The organism is Streptomyces sp. NPDC001219 (genome assembly GCF_053597915.1).
Map to the genome: position 1 here is coordinate 13,711 of NZ_JBSFJF010000072.1, position 19,979 is coordinate 33,689.

General features: G+C 72.3%; 19 protein-coding genes and 1 pseudogene. 19 read left to right on the plus strand and 1 reads right to left on the minus strand.

The window, feature by feature from the left end; genetic code table 11:
• The first annotated feature begins 16 nt into the window (after positions 1–16).
• Positions 17–2,533, plus strand: coding sequence for a [protein-PII] uridylyltransferase (locus tag ACWC9R_RS31290; RefSeq protein ID WP_450736562.1), 2,517 nt, complete (start codon positions 17–19; stop codon positions 2,531–2,533).
• A gap of 85 nt (positions 2,534–2,618) precedes the next feature.
• Complete coding sequence (gene ffh, locus ACWC9R_RS31295; RefSeq protein WP_450736564.1) at positions 2,619–4,175, plus strand: signal recognition particle protein; 1,557 nt, start codon at positions 2,619–2,621, stop codon at positions 4,173–4,175.
• 352 nt (positions 4,176–4,527) lie between these two features.
• Here ffh and ACWC9R_RS31300 read toward each other — a convergent pair whose 3' ends face one another.
• Positions 4,528–5,394: a methyltransferase domain-containing protein gene (locus tag ACWC9R_RS31300; protein ID WP_450736566.1), complete on the minus strand. Its 867-nt coding sequence runs from the start codon at positions 5,392–5,394 to the stop codon at positions 4,528–4,530.
• 524 nt (positions 5,395–5,918) lie between these two features.
• Between ACWC9R_RS31300 and ACWC9R_RS31305 the strand changes: the two genes are divergently transcribed.
• The 17 genes and pseudogenes from ACWC9R_RS31305 to ACWC9R_RS31385 all read left to right on the plus strand — a co-directional run bounded on the left by ACWC9R_RS31305 (position 5,919) and on the right by ACWC9R_RS31385 (position 19,801).
• Positions 5,919–6,509 (plus strand): hypothetical protein, encoded by a 591-nt coding sequence (locus ACWC9R_RS31305; protein WP_362604230.1) that lies wholly within the window; start codon positions 5,919–5,921, stop codon positions 6,507–6,509.
• A gap of 156 nt (positions 6,510–6,665) precedes the next feature.
• Positions 6,666–7,106 (plus strand): 30S ribosomal protein S16, encoded by a 441-nt coding sequence (gene rpsP, locus ACWC9R_RS31310; RefSeq protein ID WP_362604228.1) that lies wholly within the window; start codon positions 6,666–6,668, stop codon positions 7,104–7,106.
• 2 nt (positions 7,107–7,108) lie between these two features.
• Complete coding sequence (locus tag ACWC9R_RS31315; protein ID WP_003980229.1) at positions 7,109–7,348, plus strand: RNA-binding protein; 240 nt, start codon at positions 7,109–7,111, stop codon at positions 7,346–7,348.
• A gap of 168 nt (positions 7,349–7,516) precedes the next feature.
• Positions 7,517–8,062: a ribosome maturation factor RimM gene (gene rimM, locus ACWC9R_RS31320; RefSeq protein ID WP_450736569.1), complete on the plus strand. Its 546-nt coding sequence runs from the start codon at positions 7,517–7,519 to the stop codon at positions 8,060–8,062.
• The gene (trmD, locus tag ACWC9R_RS31325; RefSeq protein WP_450736571.1) at positions 8,062–8,871 is read left to right on the plus strand and encodes a tRNA (guanosine(37)-N1)-methyltransferase TrmD; all 810 of its coding nucleotides are present in this window, start codon (positions 8,062–8,064) and stop codon (positions 8,869–8,871) included. Before rimM ends, trmD begins: the two co-directional genes overlap by 1 nt.
• Positions 8,872–9,003: 132 nt before the next feature.
• On the plus strand, positions 9,004–9,351 hold the full coding sequence (gene rplS / locus ACWC9R_RS31330; protein WP_362604222.1) for a 50S ribosomal protein L19: 348 nt from the start codon (positions 9,004–9,006) through the stop codon (positions 9,349–9,351).
• Between the two features lie 96 nt (positions 9,352–9,447).
• Positions 9,448–10,215 carry a signal peptidase I gene (gene lepB, locus ACWC9R_RS31335; RefSeq protein WP_450736573.1) on the plus strand — a complete coding sequence of 256 codons (768 nt, stop codon included), beginning with the start codon at positions 9,448–9,450 and terminating at the stop codon, positions 10,213–10,215.
• Positions 10,208–11,350 carry a signal peptidase I gene (lepB, locus tag ACWC9R_RS31340; protein ID WP_450736575.1) on the plus strand — a complete coding sequence of 381 codons (1,143 nt, stop codon included), beginning with the start codon at positions 10,208–10,210 and terminating at the stop codon, positions 11,348–11,350. The genes lepB (ACWC9R_RS31335) and lepB (ACWC9R_RS31340) overlap by 8 nt, the downstream gene beginning before the upstream one ends.
• Positions 11,292–12,263 carry a signal peptidase I gene (gene lepB, locus ACWC9R_RS31345; protein ID WP_450736586.1) on the plus strand — a complete coding sequence of 324 codons (972 nt, stop codon included), beginning with the start codon at positions 11,292–11,294 and terminating at the stop codon, positions 12,261–12,263. Before lepB (ACWC9R_RS31340) ends, lepB (ACWC9R_RS31345) begins: the two co-directional genes overlap by 59 nt.
• Before the next feature lie 54 nt (positions 12,264–12,317).
• Positions 12,318–13,046, plus strand: a complete 729-nt coding sequence (lepB, locus tag ACWC9R_RS31350) for a signal peptidase I (protein ID WP_450736577.1) — start codon at positions 12,318–12,320, stop codon at positions 13,044–13,046.
• 28 nt (positions 13,047–13,074) lie between these two features.
• Positions 13,075–13,689: an NUDIX hydrolase gene (locus tag ACWC9R_RS31355; RefSeq protein WP_450736588.1), complete on the plus strand. Its 615-nt coding sequence runs from the start codon at positions 13,075–13,077 to the stop codon at positions 13,687–13,689.
• Between the two features lie 37 nt (positions 13,690–13,726).
• Entirely contained in the window at positions 13,727–14,035 is a 309-nt protein-coding gene (locus ACWC9R_RS31360) for a DUF2469 domain-containing protein (protein ID WP_003980220.1), read from the plus strand.
• Between the two features lie 574 nt (positions 14,036–14,609).
• Positions 14,610–14,966, plus strand: a pseudogene (locus ACWC9R_RS31365) (YraN family protein); the annotation flags it as partial.
• Positions 14,966–16,624, plus strand: coding sequence for a YifB family Mg chelatase-like AAA ATPase (locus tag ACWC9R_RS31370; RefSeq protein ID WP_450736579.1), 1,659 nt, complete (start codon positions 14,966–14,968; stop codon positions 16,622–16,624). The pseudogene ACWC9R_RS31365 and the gene ACWC9R_RS31370, both read left to right, overlap by 1 nt.
• A 2-nt stretch (positions 16,625–16,626) precedes the next feature.
• Positions 16,627–17,937 carry a DNA-processing protein DprA gene (gene dprA, locus ACWC9R_RS31375; RefSeq protein WP_450736581.1) on the plus strand — a complete coding sequence of 437 codons (1,311 nt, stop codon included), beginning with the start codon at positions 16,627–16,629 and terminating at the stop codon, positions 17,935–17,937.
• Positions 17,938–18,297: 360 nt separating this feature from the next.
• Entirely contained in the window at positions 18,298–19,134 is an 837-nt protein-coding gene (gene whiG, locus ACWC9R_RS31380; RefSeq protein ID WP_362604207.1) for an RNA polymerase sigma factor WhiG, read from the plus strand.
• Positions 19,135–19,261: 127 nt separating this feature from the next.
• Positions 19,262–19,801 (plus strand): TetR/AcrR family transcriptional regulator, encoded by a 540-nt coding sequence (locus tag ACWC9R_RS31385; protein WP_450736590.1) that lies wholly within the window; start codon positions 19,262–19,264, stop codon positions 19,799–19,801.
• Positions 19,802–19,979: the final 178 nt, after the last annotated feature.

Sequence of the window (19,979 nt, forward strand, 5' to 3'; positions counted from 1 at the left end):
CCAAGGAGCGCGCGAGGTGACCGACAGCGTCGAGGAAACGGCAGGACCCGCCGGAGCGCGGCCCCCGGGGCACGAGCCCGCGCCCGCCCCGGAAGGGGGCTACCCCGCGGCCCGGCTGCGGCTCCTCCAGGACGGGAACGCCGCCGGACCCGACCGCCGCGCCGCCCTCGCCCGGCTCACCGACGACTGGCTCGCCGCCCTGCTGGCCCGGCACGCCACCGCCACCGGCCTGACCGGCACCGCCCTGGTCGCCGTCGGCGGCTACGGCCGCGGCGAACTCTCCCCGCGCAGCGACCTCGACCTGCTCCTGCTGCACGACGGCCGCGCCGACGCCGGCGCCCTCGCCACCCTCGCCGACCACCTCTGGTACCCCGTCTGGGACCTCGGCCTCGACCTCGACCACTCCGTACGCACCCCCGCCCAGGCCCGCAAGGCGGCCCGCGAGGACCTGAAGGTGCAGCTGGGCCTGCTCGACGCCCGCCACCTGGCCGGCGACCCCGACCTGACCGCCGCCGTACGCACCACCGCCTACGCCGACTGGCGCGCCGGCGCCCCCAAGCGGCTCCCGGAACTCCACGACCTGTGCCAGGAGCGCGCCGAGCGGCAGGGCGAACTCCAGTACCTCCTGGAACCCGACCTCAAGGAGGCCAGGGGCGGGCTGCGGGACGCCACCGCCCTCCGGGCCGTCGCCGCCTCCTGGCTCGCCGACGCCCCGCGCGGCGGCCTGGAAGCCGCCCGCACCCGTCTGCTCGACGCCCGCGACGCGCTCCACCTCACGACCGGCCGCGCCACCGACCGCCTCTCCCTCCAGGAACAGGACCAGGTCGCCGGCACCCTCGGCATGCTCGACGCGGACGCCTTGCTCCGGCAGACCTACGAATCCGCCCGCACCATCTCCTACGCGGCCGATGTCACCTGGCGCGAGGTCGGCCGGGTGCTGCGCGCCCGCTCCGTCAAACCGATGCTGCGCGGGCTGCTGCACGGCCGTACCGCGGGCAAGGGCGAACGCTCCCCGCTCGCCGAGGGCGTCGTCGAACTCGACGGCGAGGCGGTGCTGGCCCGCACCGCACGGCCCGAGCGGGACCCGGTACTGGCGCTGCGCGCCGCGGCGGCCGCCGCCCAGGCCGGGCTGCCGCTGGCCACCCACGCGATCCGCCGCTGCGCCACCGCCGGCCGGCCGCTGCCCGTGCCCTGGCCCGCCGAGGCCCGCGAACAGCTGGTGACGCTCCTGGGCGCGGGTACACACACCGTGCCCGTATGGGAGGCCCTGGAAGCCGAGGGCCTCATCACCCGGCTGCTGCCCGACTGGGAGCGCGTCCGCTGCCGCCCCCAGCGCAACCCCGTCCACACCTGGACCGTCGACCGCCACCTCGTCGAGACCGCGGTACGGGCCTCCGCCCTGACCCGCCGGGTGCACCGCCCCGACCTGCTGCTGATCGCCGCCCTGCTGCACGACATCGGCAAGGGCTGGCCCGGCGACCACTCGGTGGCCGGCGAGACCATCGCCCGCGACGTGGCGGCCCGGCTCGGCTTCGACGCCCGGGACACCACCGTGATCGCCACCCTCGTACGGCATCACCTGCTGCTCATCGAGACCGCCACCCGGCGCGATCTGGACGACCCGGCGACCGTCGGCGCGGTCGCCGAGGCCGTCGGCAGCACCCGCACCCTGGAGCTGCTGCACGCCCTGACCGAGGCCGACGCGCTGGCCACCGGGCCCGCCGGCTGGAGCGCCTGGCGCGGCGGACTCGTCGCCGACCTCGTCAAACGGGTCGCCGCGCGGCTCGCGGGGGAGCCCGACACGGAGCCGCTCGGCACCGGCGAGCCGACCGCGGAGCAGGAGCGGCTGGCGCTCGAGGCCCGCCGCACCGGCGGCCCGGTCCTGGCCCTGCACGCGCGCGCCGAGCCCCCCACCGAGGCCGACACCGGACCGGAGACACTGGCGCCCGCCCAGGAGCCGGTCGGTGTGGAACTTCTCATCGCCGTCCCCGACCAGCCCGGCGTCCTGCCCGCGGCGGCCGGGGTGCTGGCCCTGCACCGGCTCACCGTCCGCGCCGCCGACCTGCGCCTCCTCGACCCCGCCGACGAGGGCCCGGTCCTGGTACTCAGCTGGCGGGTCGCCGCCGAATACGGCTCGCTGCCCCGGGCCGACCGGCTGCGCGCCGACCTGCTCCGCACCCTGGACGGCACCCTCGACATCCCCGCCCGCCTCGCCGAGCGCGAGCGCGCCTACGCCCGCCGCTCCCGGGCCGTGCTCGCCCCGCCGCCCCGGGTCTCCGTCGCCACCGGCAGCTCCGACACCGCGACCGTCATCGAGGTCCGGGCCCAGGACGCCCACGGCCTGCTGCACCGCATCGGCCGTGCCCTGGAGGCGGCCGGCGTCGCCGTCCGCAGTGCCCACATCAGCACCCTGGGTGCCAACGCGGTGGACGCCTTCTATGTGACGGGGGAGGACGGGGCACCCCTCACGGACGCCGCGGCCCATGACGTGGCGGCGGCGGTGGAGCGCGCCCTGCAGCAGCGGCGGGAATAACAGGGCAGGAACGGTTTGCTTGCGGAGGCCGATACCCTAGAAGCCGACCGCACCCCGCCCCCGACCCCGAGGATCGACGACCGCCGTGTTCGATACGCTTTCCGACCGCTTGGCGAGTACTTTCAAAAACCTCCGGGGCAAGGGCCGCCTGAGCGAGGCGGACATCGACGCCACGGCGCGCGAGATCCGCATCGCGCTGCTCGAAGCCGACGTGGCCCTCCCCGTCGTCCGTGCCTTCATCAAGCAGGTCAAGGAGCGCGCCTCCGGCGCCGAGGTCTCCCAGGCGCTGAACCCCGCCCAGCAGGTCATCAAGATCGTCAACGAGGAGCTCATCGGCATCCTCGGCGGCGAGACCCGCCGGCTGCGGTTCGCCAAGACCGCCCCCACCGTGATCATGCTGGCCGGTCTCCAGGGCGCCGGTAAGACCACCCTCGCCGGAAAGCTCGGCCGCTGGCTCAAGGGCCAGGGCCACGCCCCGCTGCTGGTCGCCTGTGACCTCCAGCGCCCCAACGCCGTCAACCAGCTCCAGGTCGTCTCGGAGCGCGCGGAGGTCGCCTTCTACGGCCCCCAGCCGGGCAACGGCGTCGGCGACCCGGTCCAGGTGGCCAAGGACTCGATCGAGTACGCGCGCACCAAGCAGCACGACGTCGTCATCGTCGACACCGCCGGCCGCCTGGGCATCGACCAGGAGCTGATGGAGCAGGCCGCTGACATCCGCGACGCGGTCAGCCCCGACGAGGTCCTCTTCGTCGTCGACGCGATGATCGGTCAGGACGCGGTCAACACCGCCGAGGCCTTCCGCGACGGCGTCGGCTTCGACGGCGTGGTGCTCTCCAAGCTCGACGGTGACGCCCGCGGTGGTGCCGCGCTGTCCATCGCGCACGTCACCGGCAAGCAGATCATGTTCGCCTCCAACGGCGAGAAGCTGGACGACTTCGACGCGTTCCACCCGGACCGCATGGCGTCCCGCATCCTCGGCATGGGCGACATGCTCAGCCTGATCGAGAAGGCCGAGCAGACCTTCAGCCAGGCCGAGGCCGAGAAGATGGCGGCCAAGCTGGCGAAGGGCCCCAAGGAGTTCACCCTCGACGACTTCCTGGCCCAGATGGAGCAGGTTCGCAAGATGGGCTCCATCTCCAAGCTGCTCGGCATGCTGCCCGGCATGGGCCAGATGAAGGACCAGATCAATAACCTCGACGAGCGCGAGGTCGACCGCACCGCCGCCATCATCAAGTCCATGACCCCGGCCGAGCGCCAGGAGCCGACGATCATCAACGGCTCGCGGCGGGCCCGTATCGCCCGGGGCTCCGGTGTCGACGTCAGCGCGGTCAAGGGCCTCGTGGAGCGGTTCTTCGAAGCCCGCAAGATGATGTCGAAGATGGCCCAGGGCGGCGGCATGCCCGGGATGCCCGGCATGCCGGGGATGCCTGGCATGGGCGGTGGCGCGCGCAAGAAGAAGCAGGTCAAGCAGGCCAAGGGCAAGCGCAAGAGCGGCAACCCGATGAAGCGGAAGGCCGAGGAGGAGGCCGCGGCCGCCCGCCGCGAGGCCGCCCAGTCCGGCAACCCGCTGGGCCTGCCGCAGGGCGGCCAGGACCCGCAGAACTTCGAACTCCCCGAGGAGTTCAAGAAGTTCATGGGCTGACCCCCGCCGCGGTCCCCAACTCCGCTTCGCGAGCCCCTGGCCCCATGGTGGGGCCGGGGGCTCGCGTGGTTACTTCGTGCGGTTGCTTCGCGTGGTTGCATCGCGCGGTTACGGGGTTGGGGCGGGCCGCGGACCGGGCGTCCGCGCTCGCACGGCGTCGCGGCTCTTACCGAAACCGAGCCTCTACACCCGCCCACCCCCCGAAGGGGGGTGGGCGGCGGGGAAAAAACAGGACCGCCGCGCCGCGAGCACACCCGGCCGCCGGACACCGCCGACCCGGCCCCGTCCTCAGGGCCTGCCGCCGGCCCGGCGCCGCTCCCGCCTCCCGAGCCCGCCGCCCGCCCCGCCCGCGCTACCTCGTCCGCGCGATCAGATAGCGGAACACGTTCGGCATCCACACCGTCCCGTCCGCCCGCTGATACGGATGCAGCGCCTCCGCGAGTTCCTTCTCCACCTGCCGCTGCTCGGCCACCGCCAGCGCCGCGTCGAACAGCCCGGTCGACAACAGCCCCCGCACCGCGCTCGCCGCATCCGCGTACCCGAACGGGCAGGCCACCCGCCCCGAACCGTCCGGCCGCAGCCCGGCCCGGTCCGCCAGGTCCTCCAGGTCGTCCCGCCCGCTGGGCCGCCACCCGCCGGAGCCGTCGGCGTACTCGCCCCCGGGGTCGGCCAGCCGCTCGGCCACCCGCAGTACCCCGGCCGTGGCGCACCGCTCCACCGGGCCCCAGCCGCCCAGCACCACGGCGCTGCCACGCTCCGCCAGCCCGGCCGCCGCGGTGAGCGACGCCGTCAGCCCCTCGACCGTGCTCACACAGCCCACCGGGTGGAACGCCGTGACCACATTGAACGCGGCGTCCCCGGGCGCCGCGGCCTCCAGACCGCCGCTCACCACCCGGGTCTGCTCCGGCATACCGTCCGGCGTGAGCCGCTCACGCGCCAGCTCCAGCCGGGACTCGTCCGCATCCACCCCGCTGACCTGCGCACCCCGCGCCGCCGCGAGCAGCAGCGCCAGCCCCGACCCACAGCCGAGCCCCAGCAGACGGGTGCCGGGACCGATCCCCAGACGGTCGTACGCGGCCTCGTACAGCGGCACCAGCATCCGCTCCTGGATCTCGGCCCAGTCGCGGGTGCGCGCCCGCGACCCGGCCGGAGCGGGCGGGTCGTCGCAGCGCGTGAATCCGGAGTGCGGCAACTGGTGCCGCACGAGCGTCGGTGACATCGATAGCGCCCCTATTCGCCGAGAACCCGAAGCTGTTCCGTACCGATCGCCCCCGTGTTCGCGCGTTGTGCGCCCCCGCAATCCAGACAACTGCGCATTCGTCCAGGCGTCCAGGGGGTGCGCCGGGGTTGTCTCCCGCGCGCCCCCGTGTGCGCCGGGCCCGCTCCCTGGAGCGCCGTTCCAGGGTGCCCCGGCCGACGGCGTTCCGCCACGGCAGCGCCCGCCATCCGGGAGCTCCGGCCGCTCCCGTCCGCAGGGCCTACGGTGGGGTTCGAGCCGGGGCGGCGGGGCGCGGGCCCACCCCGTACCATCGCCGCGATGATCGTTGCCCCGGCATACGGCTGGCTACGCCATGCGGCGTACGCGGGGATACGTACCGGCTTGCGGGCCGCTGGGCGCCTTCTGCGCAGATCTGCGCACCCCATCCTCGGCACGACTCATGACCGGAAACTGACTGGTACGTGCAAATTATTTGGGATGCCCCGGAATCGGAACACTCGGCGACCCCGGCTCGTTGTCACGACGTGAGCACGACACCGCCTGTCCTCGCCGCCGAGCTGGCACTCGCCTGGGCCGATATTCAACGGCACCACCCCGAGCTACCGGATCTGGCCGCGCCCGAGTCCCTGATCGGAGAGTCCTCGTCCGCCTGTGGCGCTGAGCTCTCCTTCGAACGGCTGCTCCATGAGGCAGTCCATGGCATCGCCGCCGCCCGCGGCGTCCGCGACACCTCCCGCGCAGGCCGCTACCACAACCGCCGATTCCTGGCGATCGCCGAGGAGTTGGGCCTGGACCATCTCGACGAGCCGCACCCCAGCAGCGGCTTCTCCCTGGTCACGCTCAACCCCGAGGCCAGGAGGCGCTACCGCTCCACCATCGAGCGCCTCACCAGAGCCCTCAAGGCGCACACCGCCGCCACCGCCACCGACACCACCCGCAGCTTCCGGGGCCCGGCCGCCCGGCACGGCTCCTCCGGAGGCGGTGTCCGCGTCAAGGCCGTGTGCGACTGCGGGCGCAATGTCCGCGTGGTGCCGTCCGTGCTCGCCCAGGCGCCGATCGTCTGCGGCGGCTGCGGAAAGCCCTTCCGGATTCCTGAGGTGGCCGCGGTCGGCTGACCCGAGGGCATGTGGCACAATGGCTAGCTGTACTCGACAGTCGCACAGGACCCCTCTCTCCTCCGGCTGACGCGTCCATCGGGCACCCCGAGTACCGCAACCCCACGTGGCATCCCGTTGTGCCCCACCACGTCAAGACCAGGAGACACCACTCCCGTGGCAGTCAAGATCAAGCTGAAGCGTCTGGGCAAGATCCGTTCGCCTCACTACCGCATCGTCATCGCCGACTCCCGTACCCGCCGTGACGGCCGGGCCATCGAGGAGATCGGTCTGTACCACCCGGTGCAGAACCCCTCGCGCATCGAGGTCGACTCCGAGCGTGTCCAGTACTGGCTGGGTGTCGGCGCGCAGCCGACCGAGCCCGTCATGGCCATCCTCAAGGTCACCGGCGACTGGCAGAAGTTCAAGGGCCTGCCCGCCCCGGCGCCGATGAAGGTCGCCGAGCCGAAGGCCGACAAGCGCGCCCTCTTCGAGGCCGCCGCCAAGGCTTCCGGCGACGAGCCCAAGGGTGAGGCCATCACCCAGAAGGCGAAGAAGGCTGACAAGAAGGCGGACGAGGCTGCGGCCGAGTCCACCTCTGAGTCGACCGAGGCCTGAGCATGCTCGAGGAAGCCCTCGAGCACCTCGTCAAGGGCATCGTCGACAACCCCGACGACGTGCAGGTTGCCTCGCGCACCCTGCGCCGCGGGCGCGTTCTCGAGGTCCGGGTTCACCCCGACGACCTCGGCAAGGTGATCGGCCGTAACGGCCGGACCGCCCGCGCCCTGCGGACCGTCGTGGGCGCCATCGGCGGCCGTGGCATCCGCGTCGACCTCGTCGACGTGGACCAGGTCCGCTGACAAGTTGAACACCGGCTCGGGCCGGGGAGGGCTCTCGGGCCGTCCCCGGCCTGAGTTCGTTGAGGGCCGCGGATTCCTCCTCGTCACCCTCATCTGAGAAACCACGACGGCCCACGGCCCCTCCGCGAGAGCGGCGGCGGGCCGGCCGCGACAACGGGAGAGAACAGCGTGCAGTTGGTAGTGGCGCGGATCGGCCGCGCCCACGGCATCAAGGGCGAGGTCACGGTAGAGGTACGCACCGACGAGCCCGAACTGCGGCTCGGCCCGGGCGCCGTCCTCGCCACCGAACCCTCCTCCGTCGGACCGCTGACCATCGCGACCGGCCGGGTGCACAGCGGCCGGCTGCTGCTGCGCTTCGAGGGCGTCGCCGACCGCACGGCCGCCGAGGCGCTGCGCAACACCCTGCTGATCGCGGAGGTCGACCCCGAGGAGGTCCCCGAGGACCCCGAGGAGTTCTACGACCACCAGCTCATCGACCTCGACGTCGTCACCCGCGACGGCACGGCCGTCGGCCGGATCTCCGAGGTCTCCCACCTGCCCTACCAGGACCTGCTGATCGTCCGTCGGCCCGACGACAGCGAGGTCATGATCCCGTTCGTCTCCGAGATCGTCCCGGAGATCGACCTCGAGGAGCAGCGCGCGGTCATCGACCCGCCGCCCGGCCTCCTCGACGACAGCCAGGCCGAGATCGCCAGCAGCCGCGAGGACAGCTGATGCGGCTCGATGTCGTCACGATCTTCCCCGAGTACCTCGAGCCGCTGAACGTCTCCCTCGTCGGCAAGGCCCGCGCCCGCGGACAGCTCGATGTGCGCATCCACGACCTGCGCGAATGGGCCCACGACAAGCACAACACCGTCGACGACACCCCCTACGGCGGCGGGCCCGGCATGGTCATGAAGCCCGACCCATGGGGCGAGGCGCTCGACGAGATCCTCGCGTCCGGTGACGGGGAGCCAGTGATCGTCGTCCCGACCCCCAGCGGCGCCCCGTTCACCCAGCAGCTCGCCGTCGAACTCTCCGCCAAGCCCTGGCTGGTGTTCACCCCGGCCCGCTACGAGGGCATCGACCGCCGGGTCATCGAGGAGTACGGCGACCGTGTCGACGTCCGCGAGGTCTCCATCGGCGACTACGTCCTGGCCGGCGGCGAGGCCCCGGTGCTGGTCATGGTCGAGGCGGTGGCCCGGCTGCTGCCCGGCGTCCTCGGCAACGCCGCCTCCCACCAGGACGACTCGTTCGCCCCCGGGCCGATGGCCGACCTCCTGGAAGGCCCCGTCTACACCAAGCCTCCCGAGTGGCGCGGCCGCGGCATCCCCGAAGTCCTGCTCAGCGGCCACCACGGCAAGATCGCCCGCTGGCGCCGGGACCAGGCCTTCCGCCGCACGGACCGCAACCGCCCCGATCTGATCGAGCGCGCCGACCCCGCCGCGTTCGACAAACACGACCGCGCGATACTCGACGCCCTGGGCTGGTCGGAAGGCGACGACGGCCGATTTGGGCGGACGCGTGAGGCCGTGGAAGAATAGGCCGCTGCTGTGTGCGTCCGGCGCGCGCCCCTGCCACAGGGGGAACGACGCCCGCCCGATGGAACGGCATCCGAAACATCTCTCCGACATTCCGTTGATGACCTGTGGCATCAACGAAGAAAGCAGTAGGTCATGCACCTTCTCGACTCCGTCGACGCCGCGTCGAAGCGCGACGACATCCCGGCCTTCCGCCCGGGTGACACCGTCAACGTCCACGTCCGCGTCATCGAGGGCAACCGCTCCCGTGTGCAGCAGTTCAAGGGCGTTGTCATCCGCCGTCAGGGCGCCGGCGTGCGCGAGACCTTCACGGTCCGCAAGGTCAGCTTCTCCGTCGGCGTCGAGCGCACCTTCCCGGTGCACACCCCGATCGTTGAGAAGATCGAGGTCGTGACCCGCGGTGACGTCCGTCGCGCCAAGCTGTACTTCCTCCGTGAGCTCCGCGGCAAGGCCGCGAAGATCAAGGAGAAGCGCGACAACTGAGCCGGGCCGCCCCGGAGCACGATTTTTTGCGCCGGGGCAACGCAAACCGACGCTCACGTACGGCGTCCGGATCTGGCCGGATAGGCTCAGGGCCCGATGGACACCGACGCACAGCTCACGGAGCGCGACCCCTCTCCCACCCCCGACCAGGGGCCGGAGCAGGGGTCGCGCTCCGCGCGTTTCCGCACCCGTGCAGTGGCTGTTCTGCGCCACCGGCCGGTCACCCTGCTCGCGCTCTGCCTGACCTTTGTGCTGCTGCTCAGCACGTTCGTCGCACAACCCTTTCTGATCCCCAGCTCCTCCATGGAGAACACCCTGCGGATCGGGGACCGGGTGCTGGTCAACAAGCTGGCGTACCGTTTCGGCAGCGAGCCGGCGCGGGGCGATGTGGTGGTGTTCGACGGCACCGGCTCCTTCGTTCACAGGGAACAGGTGGAGAATCCCGTCACGGGACTGCTGCGCGGAGCCGGCGCGGCGCTGGGACTGGCCCGGCCCGACGAGACCGACTACGTCAAGCGCGTGATCGGCACCGGCGGTGACCGTGTGACCTGCTGCGACAAACGGGGGCGGATCAAGGTGAACGGTGAGCCCGTGAGCGAGACGTATCTCCACCCCGGGGACGCGCCGTCCTCGGTGGATTTCGACATCGTGGTGCCACAGGGCCGGCTGTGGGTCATGGGAGACCACCGCGCCAGATCCAGTGATTCCCGTGACCACCTCGGCCAGCCGGGCGGCGGCACCGTCCCGGTCGACAAGGTCATCGGCCGGGCGGACCTGATCAGCTGGCCGGTGAGCCGCTGGCGCACCTTCGACGCCCCGGGGACCTTCGACCGGATACCCGCCGCGGCAGGCCGCCATGGGTAACCGCGGACGTCCCCGCCACGGGCGCCCGGCCAAGCAGGGCCGGGCACGGGGCACCGACAGGCCGGAGCCGGGCGCCACCGAGGCGTACGACACCGACGCGTACGGCGACTCCAGTGGGCGCGGCGACTCGGGTGCGCGCGGCGGCTCGCAGCCGGCGGGCGGGCACGGGGGCCGGCGGTCCGGCCGTGTCGCCGCCGGGGGCCGTGCCGAGCGGCGGCGCCAGGCGAAGCGCATCAAGCGCCGCAGACAGCGCTCCTACCTGAAGGAAATCCCGATCCTCGTCGGCGTGGCGCTGGCCATTGCCCTCGTTCTGAAGACCTTCCTGGTCCAGGCGTTCGTCATCCCGTCCGGCTCCATGGAGCAGACGATCAAGATCGGTGACCGGGTCCTGGTCGACAAGCTGACGCCGTGGTTCGGCTCCAAGCCGGAGCGCGGCGACGTCGTCGTCTTCAAGGACCCCGGAGGCTGGCTCAAGGGCGAGCAGACCAAGCCGCCCTCCGACGGGGGCGCCTTCCAGCCGGTCAAGGACGCCATGACCTTCATCGGGCTGCTGCCGTCGGCCGACGAGCAGGACCTGATCAAGCGGGTCGTGGCGGTCGGCGGCGACACCGTCAAGTGCTGCGACAAGCAGGGCCGGGTCACCGTCAACGGCAAGCCGCTGACCGAACCGTATGTCCACCCGGGCAACCCGCCCTCCACGCTGAAGTTCTCGGTGGCCGTCCCCACCGGAAGGATCTTCGTGATGGGCGACCATCGCTCCGACTCCGCGGATTCGCGCTTCCACCTGGACGAGCCGTACCGTGGCACCGTCTCGGAGGGCAACGTCGTGGGCCGGGCCGTGGTGATCGCCTGGCCGTTCAGCCACTGGCGGCGCCTCGAGGAGCCGGACACCTTCACCACTGTGCGCGACGCGCCGGGCGCCAAGGCGTCCTCGGCAGGTGTGCCGCATAAGCTGTCATCCGAGAGTTTGTCCGTACTCCCGACCCCTGCGGAACTCCCGCTCGTTATGGGAGTGGTGGGCCTGCACCGGTTGACGGGCGGGCGAGTGCGTGGAGTGAGGAGCAGATGTGGGGGACTTGGCGGTCGGCGCGCGGTCCGGAACCGAAGAGCCCGAAGAGCCGGCAGGGCGAGGTGAGACCGCGGGACCGGCGACGGGTTCCGTGTCTGCGTCACCAGCACAGTCAGGGGCACAGGCGCAGCGTTCTGCCCCGGCCGGTGAATCCGGCGCGTCCGATACGTTGGACAGGTCGGCAGGCGAGGAGGTGAGCGGCGGCATGAAGAAGGCCAAGAAGCCGCGCGCCTTCTGGAAGGAGCTGCCGATCCTCATCGGCATCGCTCTGCTGCTGGCGCTGCTGATCAAGACGTTCCTGGTGCAGGCGTTCTCGATCCCGTCCGACTCGATGCAGGACACCCTGCAGCGCGGGGACCGGGTCCTGGTCGACAAGCTGACGCCGTGGTTCGGCTCCAAGCCGCAGCGCGGCGAGGTCGTGGTCTTCCACGACCCGGGCGGCTGGCTGAACGAGACGCCGACCCCCGAGCCCAACCCCGTCCAGAAGGTCCTCAGCTTCATCGGGCTGATGCCGTCGGCGGAGGAGAAGGACCTGATCAAGCGGGTCATCGCGGTCGGTGGCGACACCGTCGAGTGCCACGGCACCGGCCCGGTGAAGGTCAACGGCAAGGCCCTCAAGGAAGACTCGTACATCTTCCCCGGCGTCACCCCCTGCGGTGACCGCGCGTTCGGCCCGATCCACGTCCCCAAGGGCCGGATCTGGGTCATGGGCGACCACCGCGACGACTCCCTCGACTCCCGCTACCACCAGAACCTCAAGGGCAACGGCACGGTCTCGGAGGACGAGGTCGTCGGCCGGGCGTTCACCATCGCCTGGCCGATCAACCGCTGGTCGACCCTGCCGGTACCGGACACCTTCGACCAGCCCGGGCTCAACAAGGCAATCGGTGCGGCTCCGGCCGCTCTGGGCCTGGCCGGTGCGGTGCCGATCGTGCTGTGGCGTCGCCGGAGGCTGACCGGAGAGCGTAACCCCAGGTAAGGTGCCGTCCCGGATCTTCGACGCGGGCCGGGTCCGCGGGGTGGGAGCGCTGGGATGAGCAGCAGTACCGAACTCAGGACCGACGGCCGCGGGCGGACGACGGGCAGCGTGCTGTCCGGTCTGGCCGTGGCCGTCGGCTGTGTGCTGTTCCTGGGCGGCTTCGTGTGGGGGGCCGTGCTCTACCGTCCCTACACGGTGCCGACCGATTCGATGTCGCCGACGATCGCGGCCGGTGCCCGGGTACTGGCCGAGCGGGTGGACGGCTCCGAGATACGCCGCGGCGACATCGTCGTCTTCAAGGACGACGTCTGGGGCGACCTTCCCATGGTCAAGCGCGTCGTCGGCGTCGGCGGCGACAAGGTCTCCTGCTGCACCAAGCAGGGCCGGCTGACCGTCAACGGGACCTCGGTCGAGGAACCGTATCTGCAGGGCAACGGGCCCGCCTCCCCCGTCGGATTCAAGGCCAAGGTCCCCGCCGGCCAGCTCTTCCTGCTCGGCGACCACCGCAACGACTCCCTCGACTCCCGCGTTCACCTCACCGACAGCGACCACGGCTCGGTGCCGCGCAGCGCCGTCAACGCCCGGGTCGACGCGCGCGCCTGGCCGCTCGGCAGCGTCGGTGTGACGCAGCGCCCGGCCGCCTTCGCCGCCCTGCCCGGCGGTGTCTCGCAGCCCGGCCCGGTGCAGCCCATCGCCGCCGCGGTGGTCGCCGGCGCGGTCCTCATCCTCGGTGGTGCGGCCTACGGTCCCCTCGCCCGGCGTGCGGCGCGCAAGCGTGGCTGACGAGCGGGGGAGGGGCGCCGAGGAGCCCATGGGGCGCGGGGCGGCGAACGGCGCCGGGCCCGGCGAGGGCGGCACGGCCGCCGAGGAAACGACCGGGCGCCGGGCCGCTGCGGACGAGCGGGCCCTGGGCGGGGAGCCGGCTGCCGAGGCACCGGAGGCGCCCCTGGTACGCCAGGTCTCCCGCATCGTGCTGCTCGACCCCGACGACCGCATCCTGCTGCTCCACGGCTTCGAACCGGACCGCCCCGCCGACACCTGGTGGTTCACCCCGGGCGGCGGCCTCGAAGGTACGGAGAGCCACGAGGCGGCGGCCCGCCGTGAGCTCGCCGAGGAGACCGGAATCACCGATGCCGTCCTCGGCCCCGTGCTGTGGAAGCGCCGCTGCGCCTTCCCCTTCGACGGGCGGCGCTGGGAGCAGGACGAGTGGTACTACCTGGGAAGAACGGAACGGACTGCCACGCACATGGGCGGGCAGACGGACCTGGAACGACGCAGTGTCTCGGGACTGAGGTGGTGGACTTCGGAGGAACTGTCCGCCTCCCATGAGACGGTGTACCCGACCAGACTCGCCGAGTTGCTGCGCACGCTGCTCGACGATGGGCCCCCCGATGCGCCGGTGCTTCTGGAGACCGAGCAGGCCTGACGCACAATGGGGGGACGCACGGCTGAAGGGGACTGCCATGAGCGCCGAGGACCTCGAGAAGTACGAGACCGAGATGGAGCTGAAGCTCTACCGGGAGTACCGCGACGTCGTCGGGCTGTTCAAATACGTGATCGAGACCGAGCGTCGCTTCTACCTCACCAACGATTACGAGATGCAGGTGCACTCGGTCCAGGGCGAGGTCTTTTTCGAGGTGTCGATGGCTGACGCCTGGGTCTGGGACATGTACCGCCCGGCCCGCTTCGTCAAGCAGGTGAGGGTACTCACGTTCAAGGACGTGAATATCGAGGAGCTCAACAAGAGCGATCTGGATCTTCCCGGGAGCTGAGGCGGCCGGGGACCGAGGCGGCCGGGAGCTACGGAGCGGCCAGCCCGTGACGGTCCGTCGTGCCCCGTGTGGGTGAGCGAGTTATCCACAACCGGGGCGTTGTCCACCAAGATCCAAAAGATCGGTTCGGGGGCGTCACAGTCGGTGCCGGAGGTGGTACCGCATGAACGCCATGCAGGCCGGCCCGCGGGCCGGAAAGAACGCACCGAGCACGGAGGCGCCGCAGAGGACGCGCTCCGCGAGGGACCGGAACGCGGCGCGGGGAGCGAGCGCGGCGAGCAGGGCGAGCGGGCGGGACGCGGCGCGTGGAGCGCGCTCGGCGGATGGTCCGGACGAGGTGCGCACCGGCCCGGAGCCCGGCTCTGGGCCGGTCGGCGCAGGGATGCGCGATACGGGGGTGGGGCAGGCCGCGCGGACCGCGCCTGCCGACTGTGGCAAGGGTGGAGCGCCGCCTCCGAGGGCCCCGGGAGGTAAGCCCCCTGCGGCGGCTAGGGCCGCCGCCGGGCCACCGGGTGCCGACCCGAGCGGCGCCAACGCGAGAGGCGCCGGCCCGGCAGCGCCCGAACCGGCCGACAACCGGCGGCGCGCCCTCGGCCGCTATGGCGAAGACCTGGCCGCCCGGCGGCTCATCGAGGCCGGGATGCGCATCCTGGACCGGAACTGGCGCTGCCGCGACGGAGAGATCGACATCGTCGCCGCCGACGGAGACGCCCTGGTGGTCTGCGAGGTCAAGACCCGTCGCGCCGGCTGGTACGAGCACCCCATGGCTGCCGTACGCCCCGAGAAGACCGCCCGGCTGCGGCTGCTGGCGGAACGCTGGCTGGAGCGACACGGCGGCCCGCCGCCCGGCGGCGTACGGATCGATGTCATCGGCGTCCTGCTGCCGGCCCGCGGCGCCCCCGTCGTCCAGCACGCACGAGGGGTGGCCTGATGGGGTTCGCCCGTACCTGCTCCGTCGCCCTGGTGGGTGTCGAAGGGGTCGTCGTCGAGGTCCAGGCCGACCTGGAACCAGGCGTCGCCGCCTTCACCCTGGTCGGACTCCCCGACAAGAGCCTCATCGAGTCCAGAGAACGCGTACGTGCCGCCGTCGTGAACTCCGGCGCCGAGTGGCCGCAGAAGAAGCTCACCGTCGGCCTCAGCCCGGCCTCCGTCCCCAAAGGGGGCAGCGGCTTCGACCTGGCCGTCGCCTGCGCCGTGCTCGGTGCCGCCGAGCGCCTGGACCCCCGCGAACTCACCGACCTGATGATGATCGGCGAACTGGGCCTCGACGGCCGTGTCCGCCCCGTACGCGGAGTGCTGCCCGCCGTACTCGCCGCAGCGGATGCCGGATACCGGCAGGTCGTCGTCCCGGAACAGACCGTTCCCGAGGCCTCGCTCGTCCCCGGCGTCTCCGTCCTCGGGGTACGCAGCCTGCGCCAGCTCATCGCCGTCCTCGCCGACGAACCGGTGCCCGAGGAGGAAGACCCCCGGGAGGAGGGCCGCCCCGACGCCTCGCTCGCCGGGCTGATCGTGCCCGGAACCGGCGCAGGCGCGGGTCTGCCGCCCGAGGACCACACCCCTGACCTCGCGGACGTCGCCGGCCAGCACGGCGCCCGAAGCGCCCTGGAAGTGGCCGCCGCCGGGCGCCACCACATCTTCTTCAAAGGCCCGCCCGGCGCCGGGAAAACCATGCTCGCCGAACGCCTCCCCGGGCTGCTGCCGCCTCTGTCGCCCAAGGAATCCCTGGAGGTCACCGCCGTCCACTCGGTAGCCGGCACCCTCCCGCCGGGCCAGCCGCTGGTCCACCGGCCGCCCTACTGCGCCCCGCACCACTCCGCGACGATGGCGTCCCTCGTCGGCGGCGGCACCGGACTGCCCCGCCCCGGAGCCGTGTCCCTCGCCCATCACGGCGTGCTGTTCGTGGACGAGGCCGCGGAGTGCAGCCCACGCGTCCTGGACGCACTGCGCCAGCCACTGGAGTCCGGTCATGTCGTCGTCGCCCGTGCCGCGGGCATGATGCGCCTGCCCGCCCGTATCCTCCTCGCCCTCGCCGCCAACCCCTGCCCCTGCGGACGGCACGGCACCACGGGCGGCGGCTGCGAATGCCGCCCGTCGTCCATCCGCCGCTACCGGGCCCGGCTCTCCGGCCCCCTCATGGACCGGGTCGACCTCCGGATCGTCGTGGAACCGGTCGCCCGCGCCGAGCTGATCGCACTCGGCCGCGGCGCGGAAACCACCGCGGCCGTGGCCGAACGCGTACAGGCCGCCCGTGAACGCGCCATGGCACGCTTCGCCGGCACCCCCTGGCACACCAACAGCGAGGTACCCGGGCACGAGCTGCGCACCCGCTGGCAGGTCCACCCCGGTGCACTGGCCCAAGCGGAACGCGATCTCGAATGCGGCCTCCTCACCGCCCGCGGCCTCGACCGCGTGCTCCGCGTCGCCTGGACCGCCGCCGACCTGGCCGGCCGCGACCGCCCCACCAAGGAGGACGTCAACTGGGCGCTGGAACTCCGCACCGGCGTACGTCGCGGCGCCCTCAAGGCGGCCAACGGCGGCGACAAGACCCCCGAGACCGCGACCGCTGGTGCGTCGCGCGAGCGGGGGTGACCATGAACGGGATCGACGCCTGGGGCTTCGCCACCGACGGGCCGGAGCCGGCCGGGCAGCACCGGGACCGCGCCCCCGACCCGACGGCCGGACCAGGCCCTGCCCCGCCCACGGCGACCGGCAGCCGCCCCGTGACCACCGGCCCACGGCCCGCAGCGCGCGAGGCCCCCGAACCCCAGCGCATCGCCCGCGCGGCCCTCACCCGCATCCTCGAACCAGGCGACGAAACCGCCGGCCGCTGGCTGCGCGAGATGGGCCCGGAAGCCCTCTGGCACACCCTGTCCCGCGACGATGCGACCCCGCCCGCAGGCGCGAGGCACGCCAAGATCGCCGGCCTGCGGCTGCGCGCCACCCGCGCACGCCCCACCGCCGACCTCGATGCCGTCACCGCGCTCGGCGGCCGGTTCCTCTGCCCCGGAGACCAGGAATGGCCCGGCCAGCTCGACGACCTCGGCGACGCCCGCCCCATCGGCCTGTGGGTGCGCGGGACGGCCAACCTCAGACTCTGGGCGCTGCGCTCGGTCGCCGTCGTCGGTGCCCGCGCCTGCACCGAATACGGCGCCCACCTCGCCACCACCCTCGGCGCCGGACTCGCCGACCGCGGCTGGACCGTCGTCTCCGGAGCGGCCTACGGCGTCGACGGCGCGGCCCACCGCGGCGCGCTCGCCGGGGACGGCGCGACCGTCGCCGTCATGGCCTCCGGAGTCGACCACCCCTACCCCCGCGGCCACACCGAGCTGATCGGCCGGATCGCCGAACAAGGCCTGGTGGTGGCCGAGTTACCTCCCGGCGACCACCCCACCCGCAGCCGCTTCATCCAGCGCAACCGCGTGATCGCCGCACTCACCAGAGGCACCGTCGTCGTGGAGGCCGAACTCCGCAGCGGCTCACTCGTCACCGCCCGGCGTGCGCAGACCCTCGGACGCTTCACGATGGGCATGCCGGGCCCCGTCACCAGCGCCCTGTCCGCCGGTGTGCACCAACTCCTGCGCGGTGAGGCCGCGGTGGTCACCGACGCCGACGAGGTGATCGAACTCGTCGGCAGCATCGGCGAGCTCGCCCCCGAAAGACAAGGACAGACCCGTATCCGCGACCTTCTCGACCCCGTCGCGACCCTCGTACTGGAGGCGCTGCCCGCGCGCGGCAGCGCGGACACCGGCCGTCTGGCCCAGGAGGCCGGCACGCCCGGCGATGTCACCCGCGCCAAACTCCTCGAGCTGCTGTCCCTCGGATTCGTGCAAAGGTGCGGTGATCGCTGGGAGTTGGCACGACGCGCCGAGAGGACCGGAGGTTCCCGGCGAGGCGGTACTTGACCTGGGGCGAACGGGTGAAAGGGTGAGGGGAATGACCGCAGAATCCAGGTTTGCCGTGCTTCGTGGCACGGGCCCGACTCGTAGGGAGACGGCAATGAGGCGCAGGGGACACACGAAGCCTCGCCCGTCATGTCACCGTGTCCGCCCGCACGGTCCTCCCGCAGCCCGCGCCCGCCACCACGTCCGGACGTCGCCACGGCGTACGAGGTAACCCTGGGGTGCGGGCAGCGGAACGTATCTGCGCACCGCCGAACCTGCCGTCCTCGCGCACTGCGACACTATGGTCACGCTACGCTCACAGGCACTTCAGCCTCATCCATCCACCCACCCGCGTCTCGGCAGAACGGCTCAAGGCGACGAATGCCCCAGCACACCTCCGGGTCTGACCGTGCGGCTGTACCACCGGCCGCACGCGGCAGCGTGCGCCCCGCTCCGCCCACCTCGCTGGACGAGCTGTGGCGCGCCTACAAGGCGTCCGGCGACGGCCGGCTGCGGGAGCAGCTGATCCTGCACTACTCGCCGCTGGTCAAGTACGTCGCGGGCCGCGTCAGCGTCGGCCTGCCCCCCAACGTCGAACAGGCCGACTTCGTCTCCTCCGGGGTCTTCGGACTGATCGACGCCATCGAGAAGTTCGAGCCCGAACGCTCCATCAAGTTCGAGACGTACGCCATCACCCGTATCCGCGGCGCGATGATCGACGAGCTGCGCGCGCTCGACTGGATTCCGCGCTCCGTACGGCAGAAGGCCCGCGCTGTCGAACGCGCCTACGCCACCCTCGAAGCGCAACTGCGCCGTACCCCCTCCGAGGCGGAGGTCGCCGAGGAGATGGGCATCGCGCTGGAGGAACTCCACGGCGTGTTCAGCCAGCTGTCCCTGGCGAACGTCGTGGCGCTGGAGGACCTTCTGCACGTCGGCGGAGAGGGGGGCGAACGGCTGAGCCTCATGGACACCCTCGAGGACACGGCCGCCGAGAACCCCGTGGAGATCGCCGAGGACCGTGAGCTGCGGCGCCTGCTCGCGCGTGCGATCAACACCCTCCCCGAACGCGAGAAGACCGTGGTCACGCTCTACTACTACGAGGGCCTCACGCTCGCCGAGATCGGCAATGTCCTCGGCGTCACGGAAAGCCGGGTCAGCCAGATCCACACCAAATCCGTACTCCAGCTCAGGGCGAAACTCGCCGACGTCGGACGGTGAGTCACGGGCCGCGGGCGCCAGGTCTTCCCATGCCATCTCGCCGGGTGGAGTGCCACGGTGGGCGCGCCATCCGTAGAGTGGTGACGTGCCAAGGATTCGAGCGGCCTCCGTGGCCGAGCACCGGACGATGCAGCGCGGCGCCCTCTTGGACGCCGCCCGCGCCCTGCTGTCCGAAGGCGGAACGGAAGCGCTGACCTTCCCCGCCCTCGCCGAGCGCACGGGCCTCGCGCGCTCCTCCGTCTATGAGTACTTCCGGTCGCGGGCCGCCGTCGTCGAAGAGTTGTGCGCCGTCGATTTCCCGGTCTGGGCCGCCGAGGTCGAGGCGGCGATGCAGCGTGTCGACACGCCCGAGGACAAGATCGAGGCGTATGTGCGCCGGCAACTCGCGCTGGTCGGCGACCGGCGCCACCGTGCCGTCGTGGCGATCTCGGCCGGCGAGCTGGACGCGGGGGCACGCGAGAAGATCCGCGCGGCCCACGGCGGACTCATCGCCATGATCGTCGAGGCGCTCGCCGCCCTCGGCCACGAACAGCCCCGGCTCGCGGCCATGCTCCTCCAGGGAGTCGTCGACGCCGCGGTCCGCCGTATCGAACTGGGTGCCGCGGAGGACCCGGGCGAGATCACGGAGGCGGCGGTGGCGATGGCGCTGCGGGGGGTTCGCGGCTGACTGGGGGCTTCTCCTTCCCCCCCCCCGGGCCCCCGGCCCACCCACCCACCCACCCACCCACCTCCACCACCTCCACGCTCGTTGGCCCCGCAGCCCGCAGCCCGCAGCCCGCAGCCCGCAGCCCGCAGCCCGCAGCCCGCAGCCCGCAGCCCGCAGCCCGCAGCCCGCAGCCCGCAGC